The following is a 22,958-nucleotide window of genomic DNA, read 5'->3' on the forward strand; positions in this document are numbered from 1 at the left end:
TTCGCGAGGCACCGCAAGGGCAGGTTCAAGACGCCATCCCCGCCTCCGCGCTCCTCCCCTGCGGCAACACGGCACCAAACCTGTGGAGCGCTGGGTGACTTCCATATCGACGCCGTCACGGGAGGCGGATATCGTCCCAGCGTTTACTGGGAATGGTTCTCCTGTCCGGGGCGTCGCACCGGCGGGGGAAGAACAAGACGGTCGGCCCGAGCGCCGTCCAGGCCGGCGGCAGCCGGCGGGGCAACGTCTGGCCGATCATACCGAGCGGACGCCTCACACCGAGCGGACGACAAGGAGCGGACCCGATGGATCTCGATCCGGTGACCCTCGCGCGTATTCAGTTCGCTTTCACGGTTTGCTTCCACATCATATTTCCCGCCTTCACCATCGGGCTGTCCGCGTTCATCGCGACCCTGGAACTCATCTGGCTGAAGACCGGGCGCGACGTGTATCACCGCCTCGCTCGGTTCTGGACCAAGATCTTCGCCGTCTCCTTCGCCATGGGCGTGGTGTCCGGCATCGTGCTGTCCTACCAGTTCGGCACCAACTGGAGCCGCTACGCGGAATTCGTCGGCTCGGTGATCGCGCCGCTCATCGGTTTCGAGGTGCTCACCGCCTTCTTCCTGGAGGCGACCTTCCTCGGCATCATGCTGTTCGGATGGAACCGGGTGCCGCCATGGCTCCATGTGCTGTCCTGCTGCGTGGTGGCGTTTGGCACCTTCATGTCGGCGTTCTGGATCCTCGCCGCCAACAGCTGGATGCAGACCCCCGCCGGCTTCGAGATCCGTGCGGGCGTCGCCTATCCGCTGGACTGGCTTCAGATCATCTTCAACCCGAGCTTCCACTGGCGCCTGCCCCACATGCTGCTGGCGGCCTATCTCACCACCTCGCTGGTGGTGCTGTCGGTGGGTGCGCGCTACCTCCTGGCTGGCAAGTTCCCCGAGGAATCCCGGGTGATGATGGTGATGGGCATCGGCATGCTCGCCATCGTCGGGCCCATCCAGGCCTTCGTGGGCGACAGCCACGGCCTCAACACCGCCCACTACCAGCCGGCCAAGATCGCCGCCATCGAGGCCCACTGGGACAGTTCCAAGCCGGCCCCGCTGGTGCTGTTCGCATGGCCCGACGAGAAGGCGGAAAAGAACCTTTACGAAATCTCCATCCCGCGGGGCGCCTCGCTGATGATCACCCACAGCCTGGATGGCCTGTTCCCGGGACTGAAGGACTTCGCGCCGCAGGATCGCCCGCCGGTGCTCGGACCTTTCTTCGGCTTCCGTGCCATGGTGGGCGTGGGCGTGGTCATGATCCTTCTGGGCTGGATCGGCGCATGGCTGATCTACCGGGACGAGGAGACCGTCACCCGCTGGTACCTGCGCATCTGCTCGTGGGCGTGGCCGCTGGGCTTCATCGCCATCCTGTCGGGCTGGGTCGTCACCGAGCAGGGCCGCCAGCCCTGGGTGGTGGAGGGCCTCCTGCGCACCGAGGACGCCATGTCTCCCATCGCGGGGTGGACGGTGGCTCTGACGCTGGTGTTGTTCCTGATCGTCTACGGCATCATCTTCGCGACCGGCCTCTACTTCATGAACCGCCTCATCGTGCGCGGCCCCGGCGGCACGCTGATCGAGCCCCCCAAAAAGGAGCGGCCCACGCGGCCTCTGGCCGCCGCCCATGGCGAGGGCCAGATGACGCCGGGCACCTGAGCCCGGCGCCGGAACAAGCTCATCCCTTCAACCGACGCGTGCGAGGATCCAAGCCATGGAATGGTATCTCCCCGTCATCTGGGGCGTCATCATCGGCGTCGCGGTCATCATGTACGTGGTGCTCGACGGCTTCGACCTGGGCATCGGCATCCTGTTTCCGTTCGCGAAGGAAGAGCGCGAGCGCGACGTGATGATGAACACGGTGGCGCCGTTCTGGGACGGCAACGAGACCTGGCTCATCCTCGGCGGCGGCGGCCTTTGGGTCGCCTTCCCCAAGGCCTACGCGGTGGTGATGCCGGCGCTCTACCTGCCTGTTATCATCATGCTGCTTGCCCTCGTCTTCCGGGGCGTCGCCTTCGAGTTCCGCTGGGTGGCCCTGAGCAGCCGGCGCTGGTGGAATGCCGCATTCGCCGGTGGGTCGCTGGTGGCCGCCTTCTCCCAGGGCGTCATCTTGGGTGGACTCGTGCAGGGCATCACGGTGGAAAACGGCGCATTCGCCGGCGGCCCGCTCGACTGGGCGACGCCGTTCGCCGTCCTGTGCGGCATCGGCGTGGTGGTGGGCTATTCGCTTCTCGGCTCGACCTGGCTGCTGATAAAGACCGAGGGCATGGTGGCGGAACGCGCGCGCGCCCACGCCATCCCCCTGCTCTTCGCCGTGCTTGCCCTGATGGCCGTAGTGAGCGTGTGGACCCCGATCGCGTTCGAGCGCATCGCCACCCGCTGGTTCTCGCAGCCCAACATCTTCTTCCTCGCGCCGGTGCCCGTCATCACCGTTCTGGTCGCCCTGGCGGTGCTGCACTGGTTGAAGTCCGGACGGGAGATGTTGCCCTTCTTCGGCACCGTGGGGCTGTTCGTGCTCGGCTTTCTCGGCCTCGCCATCTCCACCTTCCCCTATCTGGTGCCGCCGAGCCTTACCGTGTGGCAGACTGCCGCCGCCGCGCCGAGCCAGATCCTGATGCTGTTCGGCGTCATCTTCCTGCTGCCGGTGGTGCTGGGCTACATCGTGTTCGTCTATTGGATCTTCCGCGGCAAAGTGCGCGAGGGCGAGGGCTACCACTGAGACCGGATGGCGGCCTCAATCGGCCACCTCCAGGTCCTCCGTCACCGGAAACTCCGTCGCCGGAAACAGGCCGAGCTGCTGCTCACGCACCGGCGCGAACGAACGGCGATGGTGCAGGCAGGGGCCATGGGCCTTCAGCGCGGCGCCATGTTCGCGTGTACCGTAGCCCATGTGGCGCTCGAACCCGTAGGCGGGAAAGGCGGCGCCGACGCCAGCCATCAGCCGGTCGCGCACCACCTTAGCCACGATGGACGCCGCCGCGATGGAAGCGATGAGGCCGTCGCCGCCCACAATGGCCTCGACCGCGCACTCGACCCGCGGCGGATCGTTGCCATCCACCAGAAGGAACGCCGGCCGGCACGGCAAGCCCCGCACCGCGCTCGCGAGCGCCCAGAGCGTCGCCTGGCGGATGTTGTCGCGGTCGATGCGCGCCGGCGGCGCGAGGGAAATGGCGATTTCAGCGGTGGCGCAGATCTCCAGATAGAGCGCCTCGCGCTTCACCCGTGTCAGCCTCTTCGAATCATCCAGACCTTGCGGCACCCGCGCCGGATCCAGCACCACGGCTGCCGCTACCACGGGGCCGGCGAGTGGCCCCCGGCCCACCTCGTCTGCTCCGGCGACGGGGGCGAGCCCATTGGCGTACAGCGCGCGCTCGCGGGAGAAATCGAGGCCCACCCAGCCGGTCGTGACCGTCCCCGCCTTCGGTGGCCGGCCGCGCGGCCTTGCGCTCGCGGAAGCGGGATCGGTGCCCGGAGGCTGGGTTTTCGGACGCGGCGCCATGGGGAGAGGGAAACCCTGATCTGACGGTGAACCGGGTCGCCTGCGGACGATGAGCGGCCCGGGCATCTTGATAGCATGGAACCTGGCGATGGGCTGGGCATTGCTCCCGTCACGATGTAAGCCCATGTTCGAGAACGCGTCCAAGGCGGCCCTCGGGAGCCGGGACGTTATCTGGCCGAGGCCGGGATCCTGTGCGGGAGGCGCGCGATGCGTTGGGACGATTTCCGCTCCAGCGATAATGTGGAAGACCGGCGAGGCGACGGCGGCGGTGGGGGCTTCCGGATGCCGGGTGGCCGCGGTGGTCTCGGCATCGGCACCATCATTATCGTCGGCATCGTCGGTTGGGCGCTGGGCATCAATCCGGCGGTACTCATCGGCGGGCTGGAAGCCATCAACGGCATGAGCGGCGGCAGCGCTCCGCAGCAGCAGGCGGCGCCGCGCACCGCCCCGCAGGGTGCGCCCAAGGATGAACTCGGCAGATTCGCCGCCGCCGTGCTGGCCCAGACCGAAGACGTGTGGACCGAGTTGTTCCGCGCCGAGGGCAAGACCTATCAGGATCCCAAGCTGGTGCTGTTTTCCGGCGCCACGCGCTCGGCCTGCGGCGGCGCCCAGTCGGCCATGGGGCCGTTCTATTGCCCGCTCGACCAGAAGGTCTATCTCGACCTCTCCTTCTTCCAGGAGATGAAAAGCCGTTTCAAGGCCCCGGGCGACTTCGCCGCCGCCTATGTCATCGCCCACGAGGTGGGCCACCATGTGGAAAACCTCATCGGCATCCTGCCCAAGGTGCAGCAGGCGCAGGCGCGCGCCTCATCGCGGGCGGAGGCGAACAACCTCTCCGTCCGCGTGGAACTGATGGCCGACTGTCTCGCGGGGGTGTGGGCCTACCACGCCAACGCCCGCTTCCGCATTCTGGAACCCGGCGACGTGGAGGAGGCGCTGAACGCCGCCAGCGCCATCGGCGACGACCGGCTGCAGAAGCAGTCCCAAGGCTATGCGGTGCCCGACAGCTTCACCCACGGCTCCTCTCAGCAGCGGGTGAACTGGTTCACGCGCGGGCTGAAGACCGGCTCCATGCAGCAGTGCAACACCTTCTCCGGGGCAATCTGAACGCGACTCGCCTTGAATGCGCCGCCCTGCCCCGGCCCGTCCGGGGCACATCTTGCCGCGTGCGCGCCATGCCAGTTCGAATTGGGATGGCGCGCGTGATCGCAGGCCCCAAAGCCCGCCATCACTGAACCTGCCGCGCCCGTCGCCTGCGCTCTTGGCCGGCGTCCCCCTTGCATTAAATCGATAAAGCTCGCACCAATTCTCCTCAGTCGGATCCGCGGGCCTGCACCTGCGGGCCGGCCGGTGCCGGCGCACCGCTCCCGCCAAGAGGAGCCGGGCCCCGGCGGGGAAACGCCATGGACGTCACGCCCGACGCGGACGAGGTCGCGAACCAGCCGCCGCCCTATGCCGACATCAATCTCGCCGCCGGCGACCCGGCCCTGACCGCCGCGACCGAGCGGGCCGGCTTGAACGGCGCCCTGTGGGCCTTCGGCAGCCAATGGGGCGGCTCGGACCAGCTTGCCCTCGGCCGCCTCGCCAACGAGAACCCGCCCGAGCTGCACAGCCATGACCCCCAGGGCCGGCGCTGTGACGTGGTGGAATTCCACCCCGCCTATCACGCTTTGATGGCGCAGAGCATGGAGGCGGGGCTCCACTGTTCCAGCTGGGACGGACCGCTGCGGCCGGCAGAGGCCCGGCGCGGAAATGCCCAGCGCGCGGCCCGGCTTTATGTGGTGAGCCAGGTGGAGGCGGGCCATGTATGCCCCCTGACCATGACTCACGCCGCCCCCGCCAGCCTTGCCGCCGCGCCGGAGCTGATGCGCGATTTCCTGCCCCGCATCCGCGGCCGCAACTACGACGGGCGCTTCCTGCCGTTCTGGGAAAAGGCCTCCATCACCATCGGCATGAGCATGACGGAGCGTCAGGGCGGCACCGACGTGCGCACCAACACCACGCGGGCCGCGCCCACCGGCAACGGCGAATACGAGATCAGCGGCGCCAAGTGGTTCCTCTCGGCCCCCATGAGCGACGCCTTCCTGGTGCTGGCGCAGGCGCCCGGCGGCCTCACCGCCTTCCTGTTGCCCCGCTTCCGGCCCGACGGCGGCGTCAACGCCCTGCGACTCACCCGGCTGAAGCGCAAGCTCGGCAACCGTTCCAATGCCTCCTGCGAGGCGGAGTTCGAGCGCGCCTTCGCCTGGCGGGTGGGCGAGGAGGGGCGCGGCATCGCTACCATCATCGGCATGGTGCAGATGACGCGCCTCGACTGCGCCGTCTCCTCCGCCGGCCTGATGCGCGCGGCGCTGGCTCGGGCGCTGCACCATGCCCGCCATCGCACCGCGTTCCAGAAGAAGCTGGTGGACCAGCCGGCCATGGCCATGGTGCTGGCGGACCTCGCGCTGGACCAGGAGGCCTTCGCCGCCCTCGCCTTCCGCCTTGCCCTGAGTTTCGACGAGGCGGCCGGCTCCGGTACCGAGGCCGCCCGTGCCCGGGTGCTGACGCCGGTGGCGAAGTTCGCCATCTGCAAGGCGGCGCCCGGCTTCATCGCCGAGGCCATGGAGGTGCTGGGCGGCAACGGCTATGTGGAGGACTGTGCCCTGCCGCGCCTCTATCGGGAGGCGCCGGTGAACGCCATCTGGGAAGGCTCGGGCAACGTGATGGCCCTGGACCTCGCCCGCGTCGCCTTCCGCGAGCCGGATCTGGTGCAGGCGATTCTCGCCGACCTGAAGGAACGGACCCGTGGCCTGCCCGGCGCCGCCGCGTCGGCGGACTGCGTATCGCAGTGCCTTCACGCGGGGGATCGGGAGGCACGGGCCCGGCGCGCAGCGGAGGCCCTGGCGCTGCTGGCGGCGGCGGCGGCGCTTGCCGAATCGGCCCCGACGGCGGTGGCGGAAGCCTTCGCCGCCACGCGCCTTGCCACGCCGCGCGGCATGTATGGCGCCAACGCCGTGGAGCCGGTGCGCGACCTCATGCTGGAACGGGTATGCGCGGCCTGAGGGTGGGGAAAGGCCAACGCCGGCGCCAAGCGCTATTGCCCCGGCTCGTGATCCCGCTCTTGCCTCCCGCGGCCAAGCATGCGAAGGACGGCCGATCGCACGGCGCCGCCGCGGAGGAATCCCTTCGCGCGGGCCGTTCGGCGTCGGCCATTGAAACCTCTTGCAGCCTTCGCTATAGGGGCCGACAACTTCTTCCGAAGGGGCCATGCGGCCAGCCCTCGGCCCTGAACGCAGACCCTGCATGATGCCCAAGGGCGTGATGCGCGGGCCGGCGGCGAGCAGAGCGGCCGAGCATACGAGAGGCGTCAGTCCATGTCTTCGACGTTCGACACGGTGGCCAGTATCATCGCGGAAACCTGCGATATTCCGCGGGACACCATCACGCCGGACAGCCACGCCATCGACGATCTGGGCATCGACAGCCTCGACTTCCTGGACATCGCCTTTGCCATCGACAAGGCGTTTGGCATCAAGCTGCCGCTGGAGCAGTGGACCCAGGAAGTCAACGACGGCAAGGCCACCACCGAGCAGTATTTCGTGCTCAAGAACCTGTGCGCCCGCATCGACGAGTTGGTCGCTGCGAAGGCCGCGTGAGGCGCCTCGATGCGTCCTGAAGTCTTCAAGATGATCGACCGGGTCGTTTCCATCGACCCGTCGCTTCAGAAGATCCACTGCCAGGGCCTGGTGCCGGAAGAGAGCTCCATTTTCGAGGGGCACTTTCCCGGCTACCCCATCATGCCCGGCGTGCTGCTCATCGAGGCTATGGCCCAGACCACCGGCTGGCTGGTGCTTGCCCGAAACCGCTTCAACAAGATGCCCTTCCTCGCCACCGTCAAGGAGGCGAAGCTGCGCACCTTTGTGTTGCCGGGGCAGAATCTCGACCTGTACTCCGAAATCCTCCACGAGGGCTCGGGCTTCGTCGTGGCGAAGACCCAGGCCATGCTCGAAGGCAAGCTCATCTGCTCCGCCGAGCTCACCTTCCGCGTGCTCCCCTGGCCGGAAGGCAAGATGAAGCCCGTGGTGATGAAGGTGGCCGAGCACGTCTCCTTCCCCCTTGCGGACTTTGCAGATGCCTGACGCGAACGCCGGCCGGCGCCGGATCCACCGGGATGTGTGGATCACCGGCATCGGCCTCGTCTCCTCCCTTGGGGAGGGGCTGGATGCCCATTGGGAAGCGCTCGCCTCCGGAGCCTTGCCCGCGACCGACACCGCCAGCTACGCGCCTTACGTGGTCCATCCGCTCGTCAAGGTGAACTTCGACACCCAGATCCCCAAGAAGGGCGACCAGCGGCAGATGGAGCCCTGGCAGCGCATCGGCACCTATGCGGCCGGCCTCGCCCTCGATTCCGCGGGGATCGCCAAGAATACCGAGATCCTGTCCAAGACCGACATGATCGTGGCGGCGGGCGGCGGCGAGCGCGATTTCGCCGTGGACGCCTCGATTCTCAACGAGCTGTCCACGTCCAACGATCCTGGCCGGCTGCTCAACGAGCGCCTTCTGTCGGACCTGCGGCCGACCCTGTCGCTGGCGCAACTGTCCAATCTTCTGGCCGGCAACATCTCCATCGTGCACGGTGTCACCGGCTCTTCGCGTACCTTCATGGGCGAGGAGAGCGCCGGAGTGGACGCGACACGCGTGGCCTATTCGCGTATTGCCGCAGGCCAGAGCGAGATCGCCCTCGTGGGCGGCGCCTACAATGCCGAGCGTGAGGACACGCTGCTCCTCAACGACCTCGACAATTTCTGCCTGAAGGGCGAGTTCAAGCCGGTGTTCGCCGCGCCGGGCATCGCTTCCGGCTCCATGGGCGCGTTCCTGGTACTCGAATCGCCGGAGCACGCCACGGCACGTGGGGCCAAGCCCATCGCCAAGCTGTCCGGCGTGTGGTCGGAACGGGCGAAGCGCGCCGTGGAAGGCGCCGTCGCCGAAAAGGTGAAGGCGCTTCTGGCCACGGCCGGAACACCGGCCGGCACCGCCGTCATCTCCGGCGCCACTGGCGGACATGACGCCACCGAAGCCGAGCGCGTGGCGCTGGCTGCCTCCGGCCTGCCGGTGCGTGCGGTGGCGAACCGTATGGGCCACGGCTTCGAGGCCCAGTTCATCGCCGGCTTGGCGCTGGCCGCCCTCGCCGTGTCCAAGGGCACATTGTTCCCGCCCTTCACCGGCGATCCGCTGGAGCAGCCGGGCGACGCCGCCGAGCGCATCGTGGTGACGCAGGTGGGCCACTGGCGCGGCGAAGGCGCCGGGCTGGTGGAAAAGGCGTGAGGCCCGAAGGGGCCGCCTTCCGCTCCCGGCGTTTAGCGGCGTCCTCCGCCGGTCTTCGGACCGCCCTGTCCCGCCTGCCCGGCGGATCCGGACCGCCTCATGGCGGCGTCGGGGACGGTGCGCGCTGGACTGCGGGATAGGACAGGGCGCCGACGCATTGTCCTATCGGCCGCCTTCGGCTTATTTTCCGGACCCGTCGGCAAGGACATGCGCGCAGCAGTCTGCGCGGGACCGGGGACACCATGGACGGCGCCTGGGGCGGGCGCGCTTCACTCAAAGGAGCCGCGAACATGACGCAGGCGCATCTGGACACTTTCGGCCGCCCCATCGTGGTGGTGACCGGCATCGGCATCGTCACTTCCCTCGGCCAGGGCAAGGAAGACAACTGGCGCCGTCTCACCGCTGGCGAGTCGGGCATCCACACCATCACCCGCTTCCCCATCGAGGGCATGCGCACCACCATCGCCGGCACGGTGGACTTCCTGTTCGACGGCCGCGTCGCAGCCCCGGACCTGTCCGAGAAGCTCGCGACGCTGGCAGCGGAAGAGGCCATCGCTGAATCCGGCATCGGCTCGCACGGGGATTTTCCCGGCCCGCTGTTCGCGGCCGTGCCGCCCGTAGAGCTGGAATGGCCGGAGCGCCAGCAGCTCGCCGAGGCCGTAGGCCGTTACCCTATCGTCTATCATGACCTCCTCGGTGCGGCGGCCTCCGGCAAGTTCCGCCCCTGGCACGAACGCTTCCTGTTCGGCTCGGTGGCGGATCGGCTCGCCGACCGCTTCGGCACCCGCGGCCAGCCCATCTCGCTCTCCACCGCCTGCGCGTCGGGGGCGACCGCCATCCAGCTCGGCGTGGAAGCCATCCGCCGCGGTGAGACCGATGTGGCGCTCTCCCTCGGTACCGACGGCTCGGTGCATCCGGAAGCGCTCATCCGCTTCTCGCTGCTCTCGGCGCTGACCACCGCCAACGACAACCCCGAAGGCGCCGCCCGCCCCTTCGCCAAGAATCGCGACGGCTTCGTCATGGCCGAAGGCGCCGCGGCTTTGGTGCTGGAGAGCTATGAGCATGCGGTAGCGCGCGGGGCGAAGATCCTCGGCGTGCTGGAAGGCTGCGGCGAGATGGCGGACAATTTCCACCGTACCCGCTCCAGCCCCGACGGCCGCCCCATCATCGGCTGCATGACCAATGCCTTCGCCGACGCGGGCGTGACCCCGGACGACGTGGACTACATCAACGCCCACGGCACCTCGACGCCGGAAAACGACCGCATGGAATATGTGGGCATGAAGGCGGTGTTCGGCGACGAGAAGCTGGCGCAGACCCCCATCTCGTCCAACAAGTCCATGATCGGCCACACCCTGACGGCGGCCGGCGCCATCGAGGCGGCGGTGTCGCTGCTCACCATCGCCAATGGCCGCATCCCGCCGACCATCAACTACAACATCCCGGACCCGGCCATTCCCCTGGACGTGGTGCCCAACGTGGCGCGCGATGCGCAGGTACGGCGGGTGATCTCCAACTCCTTCGGCTTCGGCGGGCAGAATGTCTGCCTGGTGCTGGCGGGGGAGCCGGCGTGAGGGTGCAGTTTCCATACGCAGGTTGCTCCCTCTCCCGCTTGCGGGGGAGGGTTGGGGTGGCGGCACGTCTCTCCGCCTGTGCCAGCCTTGGGGTTTTTGTGCGGGACAGCCAGCACTGCGCCCCCCCTCCCCCGCAAGCGGGAGAGGGGACGCGGCTGTGACCATCTCGGCTCAGCCCATCCTCGTCACTGGCGGCGGACGCGGCCTTGGCGCCGCCATCGTGCGTGCGCTGGCGGCGGCGGGCTATCCCGTCACCTTCACCTACCGGTCGGCGGTGGCGGAAGCCCAGGCGCTGGTGGACGAGATCGGCGCCGCGCATCCCGATGCCGTCCTTTCCGCCCGCGCGCTGGACCTCGCCGACCGCGCCGCGGTGGAGGCCTTCGCTGAGGAACTGGAGGCCGGGGAGACGCTCTACGGCCTGTGCCACAATGCGGGCGCCTCCTACGACACCCTCGCCGCCATGATCGACCAGGACAAGGCCGAGGCGGTGATGCAGGTGAACCATTTCGCCTTCGTGCGCCTTGCCCGCGCCGTGGTGCGGCCCATGACCCGCGCGAGGCAGGGGCGCATCGTCGCCATCGGCTCGGTGGCGGCGCTCCAGGCCAATCAGGGCAACGCCGCCTATGCCGCCTCCAAGGCGGCGCTGCTCGCCCATGTGCGCGGCCTTGCCATCGAGACCGCCCGGCGCGGTGTGACGGTGAATTACGTGGCCCCCGGCTTCATCGACACCGCCATGCTGGAAAAATTCGCGGACTATCGCGCCAAGATGGAGGCGCAGATCCCTGCCGGCCGCTTTGCGACGCCCGATGACGTGGCGCAGGTGGTGGCCTTCCTCTTCTCCCCCGGCGCGGGCTATATGACCGGCGCCATCCTGCCGGTGGATGGTGGGCTTTCCGCCTCGCTCGCCGCCCACCGCTGATCCAACTTCCGAGATTAAAAAGAATGCGTGGCCTCCAGCTCGTCTCCGACCGCAGCCTCGAACTCGTGGACCTGCCCGAACCCGACGCCCCCGGCGCCGGCGAGGTGCAGATCCGCGTCAAGGCGCTGGCGCTCAACCACATCGACGTGTGGGGCTGGCGCGGCATGGCCTTCGCCAAGCGCAAGATGCCCCTCGTGGTGGGCGCGGAGGCCGCCGGCGAGATCGTGGCGCTGGGCGCCGACGTGCGCGGCCTGAAGGTGGGGCAGACGGTGGCCATGTACGGCGCCATGACCTGCGGCCATTGCGTCAACTGCCTGAAGGGGCGCGACAATCTCTGCCAGAACGTGGGCGGCGTGCTGGGCTTCCACATCGACGGCTTCGCCCGCGACGTGATCAACATGCCCGAGCGCCTCGTGATCCCGGCGCCCGAGGGCGTCTCCTTCGAGGACGCCGCCTGCGCCGGCATCACCTTTTCCACCGTCGAGCACATGCTGTTCGACAACGCACAGCTGGAAAAGGGTGAGACCGTTCTGGTGCATGCGGGTGGCTCCGGCATCGGCTCCGCCGCCATCCGGCTGGCCAAGGACGTGGGTGCCACCGTCATCACCACCGTGGGCGACGACGAGAAGATGGCGAAGGCGCTGGCGCTGGGCGCCGACCACGTCATCAATTATCGCAAGGACCGCTTCGAGCACGAGGTCCGTAAGATCACCAAGAAGGTGGGCGTGGACGTGGTGTTCGAGCATGTGGGCGCCGACACCTGGAACGCCTCGCTTTTGTCCATGAAGCCCGGCGCGCGCCTCGTCACCTGCGGCTCCACCTCCGGCGTGAGCGTGCAGATGAACCTGATGCAGCTGTTCCAGCGCCAGTACAAGATCTTCGGCTCGTTCGGCGCCACCATCCGCAATGTGTCGGAAGGCCTTGCGAAGATGGGCCGCGGCATCAGGCCGGTGATCGATACGGTGGTGCCGCTGGAGAACTTCAATGAAGGCCTGGAGCGGCTGGAAAGCCGCAAGGTCTTCGGCAAGATCGTGGTGAAGTTCTAAGGGTCCGGTGCGGCGCGCCCGGCCGTGACCCGCCTCCCCCACTCCGTCCGCCGCCTGCTCTTCCGATTGCGCCTTGCGCTGCAGCCGGTGGTGGAGGTGCTGGTGGGCGGCTATGTGCGCGCCTCCATTTGGTGGCTGCGCCTGTGGCCGCTCTGGCTGTCGGCCGGGGGCATGGCCTTCTGGGCGCGCACGTTCGGGCCCTTCTTCGCGGTGAGCAAGGTGGCGCGGCGCAACCTCACCGCCGCCTATCCGGAAAAGAGCAAGGGCGAGATCAGCGCCCTTGTGCGCGGGGTGTGGGCCAACATGGGCCGGCTCACCGCCGAATTCGCGCAGCAGGACCGCCTGTGGGACTACGATCCCGCACGGCCCGGTGAAGGCCGCGTGGAAGTGGTGGGCGCCGAGATCTTCCAGCGCCTGCGCGATGATGGCCGCCCGGCCCTGTTCTTCACCGCCCACACCGGCAATTGGGAAGTCTGCGCCATCGCCGGCGCCAAGTTCGATGTGCCGGGGGGCGTGCTCTATCGCGCGCCCAACAACAAGAGCGCCGCCGCGCTGATCGAGGAGATGCGCTCCGGCACCATGCCGGGCCTCATCCGCGCCGGACGCGACGCCGGCCGCCAGATGGCGCGGATGCTGACCGAGGGCCAGCATCTGGGCATGCTGGTCGACCAGTATTGGACCGGCGGACCGGAAGTGACCTTCTTCGGCCGGCCCTGCGCCACCAATCCCACGCTCGCCCGCCTCGCCCGGCAGTTCGATTGCCCGGTGCACGGCATGCGCGTCATCCGCCTGCCCGGCGCGCGGTTCCGCGTGGAGATCACGCAAGAGATCGCCCTGCCCCGCGATACCGAAGGCAAGATCGACGTGGTCGGCACCATGCAGACCGTCACCTCCATCATCGAAGGCTGGGTGCGCGAATATCCCGACCAGTGGCTGTGGCTCCACCGCCGCTGGCGGTGAGGTCCGCCCCCGCTCCTCGGCGCGGACCAGAGAGTTGGCCGCAACCCTTGCCCCCGCTGCGGCGATCCTATAAAGCCGCGCTTTCCGTTTTAAGGGATCTTGAGGGATGAGCACGGCTGACGTTGCCGTCATCATGGGCAGCCAGTCCGATTGGGAGACCATGCGCCACGCGTCCGAGACGCTGGAAGCGTTGAAGATCCCGCACGACAGCCGCATCGTCTCCGCCCATCGGACGCCCGAGCGCATGTACGACTTCGCCCGCGGCGCGAAGGCGAACGGATTCAAGGTGATCATCGCCGGCGCCGGCGGAGCGGCCCACCTGCCGGGCATGGTGGCGGCGCTCACCACCCTGCCGGTGTTCGGCGTGCCGGTGCAGTCCAAGGCCCTGTCCGGCCTCGACAGCCTCTATTCCATCGTGCAGATGCCCGCCGGCGTGCCCGTGGGCACCCTCGCCATCGGCGTCGCCGGAGCCACCAATGCGGCATTGCTCGCGGCCTCCGTGCTGGCACTCTCGGACCCGGCCCTGTCCGAACGCCTCGAAGCCTGGCGCGCGGCGCGCACTGGGGCAGTGGCGGAACGGCCGGCCTGAGCCATGCTGAAACCCGGAAGCGTCATCGGCATCCTTGGTGGCGGCCAGCTCGGCCGCATGATCGCGCTCGCGGCGGCGGAGCTGGGCCTGAAGACGCACATCCTCTGCCCCGACAAGGACAGCCCCGCCTTCCATGTGAGCGAACACCACATCTGCGCGCCCTATGACGATTTCGCGGCGCTGGAGCGCTTCGCGGCGGGCGTGGACGTGGTGACCTACGAATTCGAGAACGTGCCGCTTGCCACCGCCGAATTCCTCGCCGCCCGCGTGCCCCTGCGGCCGGGGGCAAAGGCCCTCGCCATCACCCAGGACCGGCTGGCGGAAAAGAGCTTCGTGCGCGACCTCGGCATCGAGACGGCGCCGTTCGCCGCGGTGGACGACCTCGCCAGCCTTGAAGCGGGCGTGGCTGCGCTCGGCCTGCCGGCGGTGCTGAAGACCCGGCGCTTCGGCTATGACGGCAAGGGCCAGGTCATCATCCGCCCGGAAGAAGACCTCACCGCCGCCTGGCATGCACTGGGCCGGCAGAGCGCGATCCTGGAGGGCTTCGTCGCCTTCGAGCGCGAGGTCTCGGTGGTGGCGGCACGGCGGGCGGATGGCGCCTTCCAGGCCTTCGACGTGACCGAGAACGTGCATCGCGAGCACATCCTCCACACGTCCACGGTGCCCGCCACCCTGTCGGCCGGCGCGGCGCGGCAGGCGCGCTCCATCGCCCGCACCATCGGCGATGCCCTCGACTATGAAGGCGTGTTCGCGGTTGAGCTGTTCGTGGTCGGTTGCGGTGCCGCGGAACGAGTGATCGTCAACGAGATCGCGCCCCGTGTGCACAACAGCGGGCACTGGACCCAGGACGGCGCCGTGACCTCCCAGTTCGAGCAGCATGTGCGCGCCATCGCCGGCTGGCCGCTGGGCGAGGTGGCACGCGTCGGTCGGGCACAGATGACCAACCTCATCGGAGCCGATGTGCACGACTGGCACGCGCTGTTGGCTGAGCCCGGCACCCACGTCCACCTCTATGGCAAGGACGAGGCCCGAGCCGGCCGCAAGATGGGCCATGTGGTGCGGGTGCGCCGCGATCCGGAAGCCTGCGCCCACATTCCCGAAGACGACTGCTAGGACGCGATCCGGGCGCACCGAAGCAATCTGCGCGGTGCCCTGCCCCGTCGTTTCTCCACAGAGAACGCGTTAGCCGATCTGGTCGAGCCGCAAATTGGGCGGCGTGATTACAGATGGGGAAGCCTGTCACTGGCCTGCCATCGAACCTCACCAATATACCGTTTTGAGCTTGACCTTCCGAGACCTGAGGCGAATCGCCATGGCGACGGAAGGCTCATCATGAGTCATATGTGCTCAACCCAGTTTCTGTACTATAATACCTCATTAGTTCAGGGAATGCCGGTGGCCCAGGATCGCTTCAAGGACTGGCTGCGCGAGCTTGCGCGGCACATGGCCCGGACGGGCCGCTATGGCAGCTGGCGTCTGATCCAGATCGAGCTGCGTTTCATGCAAGGCATCCGGGAGGCGGCCAACTGCTTTGCCGATTCCGAGATCCGGACGGAGCTGGATGCCCTGTGCCGCGAGGCGCAAAAGCAGGCGGGGCGGGCCATCGCCTTGCCTGCGCTCGAACCCTCCACCGATTCTGCCTTCGCCGCCGCCACGCGGTGATCGCATCCGCGTCGGATGGCACGGACGGGCCGGCGCGAAGATGAGCCGACACAAGGCCCCGCCTCGCTTTTCCAGCGCATATGGCATGTGGACAAGGTTCAAGGCTTCTGATAAGAGAGCAGCCTTCCGGATGAGCTGAAGTCGAGCGAAAGGCTCGCGCTTCCCCGGTCCGGGTGTTCAGATCAAGGTTGGCCAGATCACGGCTTGCTGGGCTCGGCGCAACAGCTCGAAGAGGTAAACACGTGCAAGTTCTCGTCCGCGACAACAATGTTGATCAGGCCCTCAAGGCGCTCAAGAAGAAGATGCAGCGCGAGGGGATCTTCCGCGAGATGAAGCTGCGTGGCCATTACGAGAAGCCCTCCGAGAAGCGCGCCCGCGAGGAGGCCGAGGCCATCCGTCGCGCCCGCAAGCTCGCCCGCAAGCGCGCCCAGCGCGAGGGTCTCATCCCCTCCAAGCCGCGCCCGACCCGCTGATCCCGCCGGCGCCGTCCGGTCCTGCACCGGCGCGGCGCAGCAGATCCCAGCTTCGAGTCATTTCAACCGCGCGTGCCTGCATGCGCGGATTTTGCCTGTATGACACCTCAAGACCGCGCGCACTCCGCTGATCCAAGGGCGGCACGATCTGGTGGAGCGCGCGCGACCGCGCTGAGGAACGCCGCACCCGGCACCTTTTATCCTCCGCCATCTCGTTTTCATCAACATCGCTCATGCTGCCGCAGAGATGCTCCGGTGCTGGCGAACCCGTGCGCACAGGGCGCCTGGTCCAGCGACCAGTTAGCGGTGCAATCCGATCGGAACGTGATCTAGAGTGCCTGCGGCGGACGCGGATGCGGCGGCCCCGGGCTCGCTCCGGGTGCGGCAGGCGCCGTGGTCAGGGGGGAGAGGCTGATGGTTGCGCGTGTGGTCGCGGTCGAACCCTTCGACATCATCGTGTTCGGCGCCACCGGCGATCTCGCGCGGCGCAAGCTGCTACCGGCCCTGTTCGAGCGTGACCTCGCCGGCCAGATGCCCGACGAGGCCCGCATCATCGGCGTGTCCCGGCGGCCCATGGAGCGGGCGGCATTCCAGAACTTCGCCCGGGAAGCGGTGGAGATGTCCGATGGCATCGAGGATGCCCGACCGGCTCAACTCGCCCATTTCCTTGACCGGCTCGACTATGTGGCGGTGGACGCCCAGTCCGATCTCGGCTGGGCGGACCTTTCCGGCCTGCTGGAAGAGGGGCGTGACCATGTCCGCGTCCTCTACCTCGCCGTGGGGCCGGACCTGTTCGATCCCATCTGCGCCCGCATCGGGGAACACGGCATCGTCACCGACAAGACCCGCGTGGTGGTGGAAAAGCCGGTAGGCAAGGACCTCGCCTCGGCGCTGAAGGTCAATGCAGCGGTCGGCAAGGTCTTCCGCGAGGAAGCGGTGTTCCGCATCGATCATTATCTCGGCAAGGAGACGGTGCAGAACCTCATGGCGCTGAGGTTCGCCAACGCCTTGTTCGAGCCGGTGTGGAATAACGCCCACATCGACCATGTGCAGATCACGGTGGCCGAGAGCATCGGCACCGCCGGGCGGGCCGGTTATTACGATACTGCCGGCGCCCTGCGCGACATGGTGCAGAACCACATTCTCCAACTGCTCTGCCTCGTCGCCATGGAGCCGCCGGTATCGTTGGACGCCGATGCGGTGCGCGACGAGAAGCTGAAAGTTCTCAAAGCCCTCACCCCCATCACCGAGGCCAACGCCGCCCAGCTTACCGTGCGCGGCCAGTATCGCGCCGGCGCCTCGGCGGGCGGGGCGGTGCCGGGCTATCTGGAGGAGCTGGGGTCCAGCACTTCGGACACCGAGACCTTTGTGGCGCTGAAGGCGGAGATCGGCAACTGGCGCTGGTCGGGCGTGCCGTTCTACCTGCGCACCGGCAAGAGGCTGGCGTCACGGGTGTCCGAGATCGTGGTGGCGTTCCGGCCCATCCCCCATTCGGTGTTCGACGCGCAGGCGGGGCCCATCATGGCCAACCGCCTCGTCATGCGCCTTCAGCCCGACGAGGGCGTGAAGCTGTGGCTGATGATCAAGGACCCTGGCCCCGGCGGCATGCGGCTCCAGCACGTGCCCCTCGACATGAGCTTCGCCAGCGTGTTCGGGGTGCGCAACCCCGACGCCTACGAACGCCTCATCATGGATGTGGTGCGAGGCAACCAGACCCTGTTCATGCGCCGCGACGAGGTGGAGGCGGCCTGGAACTGGATTGATCCCATCCTGGACGCCTGGCGGACCTCCCGCGAACCGCCCAAGCCCTATACCGCCGGCACCTGGGGCCCCTCCGCCGCCATCGCCCTCATCGAGCGGGACGGACGGACCTGGACCGACGATGCCTGAGGCCGCCATTTCCGAGACCCCAATGACGACACCCGCACTCCCCTTCGCTCTCGCCGCCTATGACAACCCCGCCGCCCTCGCCCGCGCCCTGGCGGCACATGTGGCGGAGGCGCTGCGCGCCCGCCTTGCCCGCGACGGTTCGGCGAGCCTTGCCGTTTCCGGTGGGCGCACGCCGACGCGCTTCTTCGAGACCCTATCCGGAGCCCCGCTGGACTGGAGCCGCATCGCTGTGACCCTGGTGGACGAGCGCTGGGTACCGGAGACCTCGGACCGCTCCAACGCCGCCCTGGTCCGGCGTTACCTGCTGAAGGGTCCTGCCGCGGCCGCCCGGTTCGTGCCACTCTTCACCGGCGCGCCGACGCCGGAAGACGGACTTGCGGAGGCCGAGACCGCCATCGCCACCCTGCCCGCCCCGTTCGCCGCCGTGGTACTGGGCATGGGGGATGACGGGCATACCGCCTCCTTCTTCCCCGGTGCGCAGGCGCTCGCTGCCGCCATCGATCCGGCCGGCACGGCTCCCCTCATCGCGGTGCGGGCGGAGGGGGCCGGCGAGCCGCGTATCACCTTCACCCTGCCACCCCTCGTCTCGGCCGACCTGCTGCTGCTGCACATTGAAGGCGCGAACAAGCGCACGGTGCTGGAGCGCGCCGCCGCCGGCGGCGACGGGGCGGACCTGCCCATCCGCGCCGTGCTCGCCAATGCGCGTGCGCCGCTCGACGTGCTCTGGTGCCCCTAGGGTCCGAGCCGCTCAGATTGCCTTTCGCCTTTTTCAGTGACCCGGCTTCCCACATTGCCCGCAAAGGGCCTGACGGAGATTTTGCGCCCATGACGTCCAACGCCCTTGCGACCGACGCCGCCTTCAAGGCCCTCGCCACCGCTTGGACCACCCGCGAGGGACGCATCCTCGACCTGTTCGCGACGCCGGACCGGTTCGAGCGCTTTTCCGTCGCCTATGGCGACCTGCTCATTGACTTCTCCAAGACCGCCATATCAGACGCCATCCTCACCCAGCTCCTTGAGCTTGCCCGCGCCGGCCGCGTTGAGGCGCAGCGCGACGCCATGTTCGCCGGCGATCACATCAACCTCACCGAGGATCGCGCGGTGCTGCACACCGCCCTCCGTGACCAGGCGAGAGAGACCATCCAGGTAGACGGCATCGACGTGAAGCCCGGCGTGGTGGAGACGCTGGCACGGCTGGGCGATTTCGCCTCCGGCGTGCGCGAGGGCCGCATCGCCGGGGCGCGGGGCGGCGTCATCACCGACGTGGTTAACATCGGCATCGGCGGCTCGGACCTCGGCCCCGCCATGGTGACGCTGGCGCTCGCGCCCTATCACGACGGGCCGCGCTGCCACTTCGTCTCCAACGTAGACAGCGCCCACATCACCGACGTGCTGAAGGGACTGGACCCCGCCACCACCCTGTTCATCGTGGCCTCCAAGACCTTCACCACGGTGGAGACCATGACCAACGCCGCCACCGCGCGCGCCTTCATCGTGAATGCGCTCGGCGAGGAGGCCGTGGGCGCCCATTTCGCCGCCGTCTCTACGGCGCTCGACAAGGTGGGGGCCTTCGGCATCCCGGCCGATCGCATCTTCGGCTTCTGGGACTGGGTGGGCGGGCGCTATTCGGTGTGGTCGGCCATCGGCCTGCCGCTGATGCTCGCCATCGGCCCGGACCGGTTCCGGGAATTCCTTGCCGGCGCTGCGGCCATGGACGAGCACTTCCGCTCCGCTCCCCTCGACCAGAACCTTCCGGTGCTGCTGGGCCTCATCGGGCTGTGGCACCGCAACGCCTGCGGCTTCCCGAGCCGCGCCATCATCCCCTACGACCAGCGCCTCGCCCGGCTGCCGGCCTATCTCCAGCAGCTCGACATGGAGAGCAACGGCAAGAGCGTGACGCGGGACGGAGTCGCCGTCGCCCGGCCCACCGGCCCCATCGTGTGGGGCGAGCCCGGCACCAATGCGCAGCACGCCTTCTTCCAGCTGCTGCACCAGGGCACGGACATCGTGCCGGTGGAATTCCTGGTGGGCGCGCAGAGCCACGAGCCGGCGCTGAAGGACCACCAGGACCTGCTGGTGGCCAATTGCCTGGCCCAGTCCGAGGCGCTCATGCGCGGGCGCACGCTGGAAGAGGCGACGGCCCAGCTCAGGGCCAAGGGACTGGCCGACGACAAGGTGGCGGAGATTGCGCCCCATCGCGTCTTCCCCGGCGATCGCCCGTCGGTGACCATCGCCTATGCCACCCTCGACCCGTTCACCCTCGGGCGCATCATCGCGCTCTACGAGCACCGGGTGTTCGTGGAAGCGGCGGTGTGGGGCATCAATGCCTTTGACCAGTGGGGCGTGGAACTGGGCAAGGAGTTGGCCACCCAGTTCCTGCCGGCGGTCACCGGCGGGGCGCTCCCGGCCAGCGCGTCGGCCTCCACCTCCGGGCTGATCGCCCATCTCGACGCCTTCTCCGGCGGCTGACCCAGCCTCTCTAGACAGGTAGCGTCCTATTCTGAACCGCCACCGCATGTGCGATGCTGCTATGCAGCAATGGCGGGGTCCCTCTGCGTATTATGTATACCACATCGACTTCAGGCTGCGCTATGAAGAGGTCGATCCCGGTGGTGCATCGCACATGAGGGCTCATTCGGGGACGGCACTTGAGGTGCCCGGAGAGAAGATGATGAACGCGCTTGAACTGACGGCCTTCGGCCTTTTCGGCATTGTGCTCTCGCTCGCGGTTACCGGCCTGAACGCACAGAAGCCTTACATGTCGGTTGCCGGCGGCATGGGCATTCCGGTGGAAGACGTTTTGCTGCAGCCGTCGGAGTCGCGTCTCGCTTCGGTTCGCACCGCTGCGACCAGCGCTGTCGAGGTGACTGTCTCTCCCCGCCACAACTGATCGGAAAAGCCCGGACCGCGGACATGCCGGTGCGGACAGAAAGAAGGGAGCGGCAAGCCGCTCCCTCAAGGTAGGCCCGGGGTAGGAGGGCCAAAGCGAAGTCCGAGGTCGTGGCCGGGCTTCCCCGCCCCCGTCCGTCGGGCAATCTTCAGCTGACGACCTTGGCGCTGGGGACCTCCACGTCCTCCTTCGCCACCGCCCCCAACACGAAGCGAGCACGCAACGGCTTCAGGACGAAGAGCGCCATGAGCGCCGCAATGGCGTTGACACCTGCCGTCAGCATGAACACCAGGTCCCAGTTGCCGAGCTTGGCAACCGCGACCGAAGCCAGCGGCACCACGAGCGAGGCAGTGCCCTTCGCGGTGTAGAGCAGGCCGGCGTTGGTAGTGGCGAAGCGCGAGCCGAAGGTGTCGCCACAGGTTGCCGGGAAGAGGGAGTAGATCTCACCCCAGGCGAAGAAGACGAGACCGGTGAGAATCACGAACGCGAGCGGGTCGGCGCCGAAATGGGCCAACGCCAGCACGCCCACCGCTTCCAGCGAGAAGGCGATGAACATGGTGTTCTCACGCCCGATATTGTCCGACACCCAGCCGAAGAACGGGCGGGTGACGCCGTTCAGCACCCGGTCGATGGACAGGGCGAAGGTCAGGGCCGGCAAAGTGAGGCCCATGATAGAGACCGGCACGTCGGCGATCTTGAAGTCCTTCGCGATGGAGCCGAGCTGGGCCGTCGCCATCAGGCCGCCCGCCGCCACCAGAACGAACATCAGATACATGACCCAGAACACCGGGGCCTTCAGCATCTCCCCCGGACCATAGCTGCGACGGCTCTGGGTGGTGGAGGTAGAGGCGACGACCGGCACCTGTCCGGGCTTCGGGCTCATCAGGAAGAGCGACGCGACAAGCACGACGGCACCCTGGATCAGGCCGAAGAACAGGAAGGTGTGCTCGTAGCCCTGGGCCTTGATCATGGCCGCGATGGGCACGATGGTCAGGGCCGATCCGGCGCCGAAACCGGCGGCGGTGATGCCGGCGGCAAGGCCGCGGCGATCCGGGAACCACTTCAGCGCCGCACCCACGGCCGTGCCGTAGACCGCGCCGGCACCGGCGCCGCCGAGGGCCGCCGAGACGTACAGCATCGCAAGGCTGGAAGCCACGGAGTTGAGCGCCCAGGACAGGGCGCACAGGATGCCGCCGATAAACACCACGGGCCGCGGTCCGAACTTGTCCACGAACCAGCCTTCCACCGGGACCAGCCACGTCTCGAACACGACGAAGATGGTAAAGGCCACCTGGATGGCGGCGCGCCCCCACTGGTGCTTTTCGTTCATCGGTTCGACGAACAGCGTCCAGCCGTACTGGAGATTGGCGATCATGGACATGCAGACCACGCCGATGGCGAGCTGCATCCACCTTCCGCCCAACGGCCCGCGCACGGGCGTCGAAAGATTTTGCGACATTTCCTTCCCTTTCTCACTGGGGATCATCGAGAGCGATGAACGGCCCGTGACGGCACCATCCTTGATGCAGGCTTTCTTGATTGAGCCCGCTCGCGTACCACGGGAGGAGCTGTATCAAAAATACGGTATACATAATGCATTTAACGGCTATGTAACTGATACATCCCGGCGCTTCTGAGCGTTATCCGAAGATGACCCTGAGACAATCTGACGTCGCTAACAGGGCACGAAGCAGACATCGTCTTCCACCCGACGAAATTATATTTGCTCTCATGGACTTATATCTTATTTATACGTCATGCGATTGCGTGAAATCGACAGCCCGGCGCACGACGGCATCCGAAATCAGATCCACCCCTCGCAGGACCCACAAACGAAAAAAGCCCCGGCACAAGGCCGGGGCTTGAGGGGCCGCCACTGGGACGGCGGAGGGACTGGTTCGGTTGCCGGCATCCTGCGCATCGCGCAGGTGGGGCAACACCTGAGGGGCAACACCCAGGGGGCACGGATCGTCCGGGTCCGGATCTGATCGTTCACGCGCCCCGGCTTGGGGTTCCGACTTGGGACCTGATCGACCAAAGCCTGGGCCGACCGGCAACTGCTTTATCTTCTGGACCTTTGGAACCTGACCGGGCGACCGGGGCGGTGATGC

At 67.7% G+C, this 22,958-nt stretch carries 22 protein-coding genes; 20 read left to right on the forward strand and 2 right to left on the reverse strand.

Translation table 11 applies throughout. The features are described 5' to 3' along the window. The first annotated feature begins 305 nt into the window (after positions 1-305). Positions 306-1,700: a cytochrome ubiquinol oxidase subunit I gene (locus FBQ73_RS10700; RefSeq protein ID WP_138399456.1), complete on the forward strand. Its 1,395-nt coding sequence runs from the start codon at positions 306-308 to the stop codon at positions 1,698-1,700. A gap of 55 nt (positions 1,701-1,755) precedes the next feature. After that, positions 1,756-2,760 carry a cytochrome d ubiquinol oxidase subunit II gene (cydB, locus tag FBQ73_RS10705; protein WP_138399457.1) on the forward strand — a complete coding sequence of 335 codons (1,005 nt, stop codon included), beginning with the start codon at positions 1,756-1,758 and terminating at the stop codon, positions 2,758-2,760. A 15-nt stretch (positions 2,761-2,775) separates the two neighbouring features. Here the strand turns inward: cydB and FBQ73_RS10710 are convergent, their stop codons facing one another. Then, on the reverse strand, positions 2,776-3,540 hold the full coding sequence (locus tag FBQ73_RS10710) for a ribonuclease HII (RefSeq protein ID WP_138399458.1): 765 nt from the start codon (positions 3,538-3,540) through the stop codon (positions 2,776-2,778). A gap of 207 nt (positions 3,541-3,747) precedes the next feature. Here FBQ73_RS10710 and ypfJ point away from each other — a divergent pair, with 207 nt between their 5' ends. The 17 genes from ypfJ (at position 3,748) to FBQ73_RS10795 (ending at position 20,847) form a co-directional block, all read left to right on the forward strand. Then, positions 3,748-4,647, forward strand: coding sequence for a KPN_02809 family neutral zinc metallopeptidase (ypfJ, locus tag FBQ73_RS10715; protein ID WP_138399459.1), 900 nt, complete (start codon positions 3,748-3,750; stop codon positions 4,645-4,647). Positions 4,648-4,943: 296 nt separating this feature from the next. Next, a complete protein-coding gene (locus FBQ73_RS10720) occupies positions 4,944-6,581 on the forward strand; it encodes an acyl-CoA dehydrogenase family protein (RefSeq protein WP_138399460.1) in 1,638 nt (545 codons plus the stop codon). 312 nt (positions 6,582-6,893) lie between these two features. Continuing rightward, a complete protein-coding gene (locus FBQ73_RS10725) occupies positions 6,894-7,175 on the forward strand; it encodes an acyl carrier protein (RefSeq protein WP_138399461.1) in 282 nt (93 codons plus the stop codon). Positions 7,176-7,184: 9 nt separating this feature from the next. Next, positions 7,185-7,658 (forward strand): 3-hydroxyacyl-ACP dehydratase FabZ family protein, encoded by a 474-nt coding sequence (locus FBQ73_RS10730; protein WP_138399462.1) that lies wholly within the window; start codon positions 7,185-7,187, stop codon positions 7,656-7,658. Next, positions 7,651-8,844 (forward strand): beta-ketoacyl-ACP synthase, encoded by a 1,194-nt coding sequence (locus FBQ73_RS10735; protein WP_138399463.1) that lies wholly within the window; start codon positions 7,651-7,653, stop codon positions 8,842-8,844. Before FBQ73_RS10730 ends, FBQ73_RS10735 begins: the two co-directional genes overlap by 8 nt. Positions 8,845-9,134: 290 nt before the next feature. Beyond that, positions 9,135-10,418, forward strand: a complete 1,284-nt coding sequence (locus tag FBQ73_RS10740) for a beta-ketoacyl-ACP synthase (protein ID WP_138399464.1) — start codon at positions 9,135-9,137, stop codon at positions 10,416-10,418. 157 nt (positions 10,419-10,575) lie between these two features. Then, the gene (locus FBQ73_RS10745; RefSeq protein WP_138399465.1) at positions 10,576-11,337 is read left to right on the forward strand and encodes an SDR family NAD(P)-dependent oxidoreductase; all 762 of its coding nucleotides are present in this window, start codon (positions 10,576-10,578) and stop codon (positions 11,335-11,337) included. Between the two features lie 23 nt (positions 11,338-11,360). Further along, complete coding sequence (locus tag FBQ73_RS10750) at positions 11,361-12,383, forward strand: zinc-binding dehydrogenase (RefSeq protein ID WP_138399466.1); 1,023 nt, start codon at positions 11,361-11,363, stop codon at positions 12,381-12,383. 24 nt (positions 12,384-12,407) lie between these two features. Continuing rightward, positions 12,408-13,343, forward strand: coding sequence for a lipid A biosynthesis lauroyl acyltransferase (locus tag FBQ73_RS10755; RefSeq protein ID WP_138399467.1), 936 nt, complete (start codon positions 12,408-12,410; stop codon positions 13,341-13,343). A 106-nt stretch (positions 13,344-13,449) separates the two neighbouring features. After that, positions 13,450-13,932: a 5-(carboxyamino)imidazole ribonucleotide mutase gene (purE, locus tag FBQ73_RS10760; protein WP_138399468.1), complete on the forward strand. Its 483-nt coding sequence runs from the start codon at positions 13,450-13,452 to the stop codon at positions 13,930-13,932. A gap of 3 nt (positions 13,933-13,935) precedes the next feature. After that, the gene (locus FBQ73_RS10765) at positions 13,936-15,045 is read left to right on the forward strand and encodes a 5-(carboxyamino)imidazole ribonucleotide synthase (protein ID WP_138399469.1); all 1,110 of its coding nucleotides are present in this window, start codon (positions 13,936-13,938) and stop codon (positions 15,043-15,045) included. A 282-nt stretch (positions 15,046-15,327) separates the two neighbouring features. Beyond that, on the forward strand, positions 15,328-15,594 hold the full coding sequence (locus FBQ73_RS10770; protein WP_138399470.1) for a hypothetical protein: 267 nt from the start codon (positions 15,328-15,330) through the stop codon (positions 15,592-15,594). 242 nt (positions 15,595-15,836) lie between these two features. Then, entirely contained in the window at positions 15,837-16,067 is a 231-nt protein-coding gene (gene rpsU, locus FBQ73_RS10775) for a 30S ribosomal protein S21 (RefSeq protein WP_012113273.1), read from the forward strand. Positions 16,068-16,481: 414 nt separating this feature from the next. Beyond that, the gene (gene zwf / locus FBQ73_RS10780; protein ID WP_138399471.1) at positions 16,482-17,957 is read left to right on the forward strand and encodes a glucose-6-phosphate dehydrogenase; all 1,476 of its coding nucleotides are present in this window, start codon (positions 16,482-16,484) and stop codon (positions 17,955-17,957) included. 22 nt (positions 17,958-17,979) lie between these two features. Continuing rightward, positions 17,980-18,693, forward strand: a complete 714-nt coding sequence (gene pgl / locus FBQ73_RS10785; RefSeq protein WP_138399472.1) for a 6-phosphogluconolactonase — start codon at positions 17,980-17,982, stop codon at positions 18,691-18,693. Between the two features lie 89 nt (positions 18,694-18,782). Further along, positions 18,783-20,426 carry a glucose-6-phosphate isomerase gene (gene pgi / locus FBQ73_RS10790; protein WP_138399473.1) on the forward strand — a complete coding sequence of 548 codons (1,644 nt, stop codon included), beginning with the start codon at positions 18,783-18,785 and terminating at the stop codon, positions 20,424-20,426. Between the two features lie 199 nt (positions 20,427-20,625). After that, entirely contained in the window at positions 20,626-20,847 is a 222-nt protein-coding gene (locus tag FBQ73_RS10795) for a hypothetical protein (protein ID WP_138399474.1), read from the forward strand. A 148-nt stretch (positions 20,848-20,995) separates the two neighbouring features. Here FBQ73_RS10795 and oxlT read toward each other — a convergent pair whose 3' ends face one another. Further along, complete coding sequence (oxlT, locus tag FBQ73_RS10800) at positions 20,996-22,306, reverse strand: oxalate/formate MFS antiporter (protein WP_138399475.1); 1,311 nt, start codon at positions 22,304-22,306, stop codon at positions 20,996-20,998. On the opposite strand from oxlT, the gene FBQ73_RS22760 reads away from it, so the two are divergent. Then, complete coding sequence (locus FBQ73_RS22760; RefSeq protein WP_170218818.1) at positions 22,221-22,484, forward strand: hypothetical protein; 264 nt, start codon at positions 22,221-22,223, stop codon at positions 22,482-22,484. The two genes, oxlT and FBQ73_RS22760, sit on opposite strands and share 86 nt — an antisense overlap. Positions 22,485-22,958 lie beyond the last annotated feature (474 nt).

The sequence above is a fragment of the Xanthobacter autotrophicus genome (assembly GCF_005871085.1).
In the GTDB taxonomy this organism is placed as follows: domain Bacteria; phylum Pseudomonadota; class Alphaproteobacteria; order Rhizobiales; family Xanthobacteraceae; genus Xanthobacter; species Xanthobacter autotrophicus.

What these genes read in the sequence shown, in the direction of transcription:
- FBQ73_RS10700 (WP_138399456.1), top strand. Translation starts at nt 306, where the DNA reads ATGGATCTCGATCCGGTGACCCTCGCGCGTATTCAGTTCGCTTTCACG.
- cydB (WP_138399457.1), top strand. Translation starts at nt 1,756, where the DNA reads ATGGAATGGTATCTCCCCGTCATCTGGGGCGTCATCATCGGCGTCGCG.
- FBQ73_RS10710 (WP_138399458.1), bottom strand. Translation starts at nt 3,540, where the DNA reads ATGGCGCCGCGTCCGAAAACCCAGCCTCCGGGCACCGATCCCGCTTCC.
- ypfJ (WP_138399459.1), top strand. Translation starts at nt 3,748, where the DNA reads ATGCGTTGGGACGATTTCCGCTCCAGCGATAATGTGGAAGACCGGCGA.
- FBQ73_RS10720 (WP_138399460.1), top strand. Translation starts at nt 4,944, where the DNA reads ATGGACGTCACGCCCGACGCGGACGAGGTCGCGAACCAGCCGCCGCCC.
- FBQ73_RS10725 (WP_138399461.1), top strand. Translation starts at nt 6,894, where the DNA reads ATGTCTTCGACGTTCGACACGGTGGCCAGTATCATCGCGGAAACCTGC.
- FBQ73_RS10730 (WP_138399462.1), top strand. Translation starts at nt 7,185, where the DNA reads ATGCGTCCTGAAGTCTTCAAGATGATCGACCGGGTCGTTTCCATCGAC.
- FBQ73_RS10735 (WP_138399463.1), top strand. Translation starts at nt 7,651, where the DNA reads ATGCCTGACGCGAACGCCGGCCGGCGCCGGATCCACCGGGATGTGTGG.
- FBQ73_RS10740 (WP_138399464.1), top strand. Translation starts at nt 9,135, where the DNA reads ATGACGCAGGCGCATCTGGACACTTTCGGCCGCCCCATCGTGGTGGTG.
- FBQ73_RS10750 (WP_138399466.1), top strand. Translation starts at nt 11,361, where the DNA reads ATGCGTGGCCTCCAGCTCGTCTCCGACCGCAGCCTCGAACTCGTGGAC.
- purE (WP_138399468.1), top strand. Translation starts at nt 13,450, where the DNA reads ATGAGCACGGCTGACGTTGCCGTCATCATGGGCAGCCAGTCCGATTGG.
- FBQ73_RS10765 (WP_138399469.1), top strand. Translation starts at nt 13,936, where the DNA reads ATGCTGAAACCCGGAAGCGTCATCGGCATCCTTGGTGGCGGCCAGCTC.
- zwf (WP_138399471.1), top strand. Translation starts at nt 16,482, where the DNA reads ATGGTTGCGCGTGTGGTCGCGGTCGAACCCTTCGACATCATCGTGTTC.
- pgl (WP_138399472.1), top strand. Translation starts at nt 17,980, where the DNA reads ATGACGACACCCGCACTCCCCTTCGCTCTCGCCGCCTATGACAACCCC.
- pgi (WP_138399473.1), top strand. Translation starts at nt 18,783, where the DNA reads ATGACGTCCAACGCCCTTGCGACCGACGCCGCCTTCAAGGCCCTCGCC.
- FBQ73_RS10795 (WP_138399474.1), top strand. Translation starts at nt 20,626, where the DNA reads ATGATGAACGCGCTTGAACTGACGGCCTTCGGCCTTTTCGGCATTGTG.
- FBQ73_RS22760 (WP_170218818.1), top strand. Translation starts at nt 22,221, where the DNA reads ATGGACATGCAGACCACGCCGATGGCGAGCTGCATCCACCTTCCGCCC.
- oxlT (WP_138399475.1), bottom strand. Translation starts at nt 22,306, where the DNA reads ATGTCGCAAAATCTTTCGACGCCCGTGCGCGGGCCGTTGGGCGGAAGG.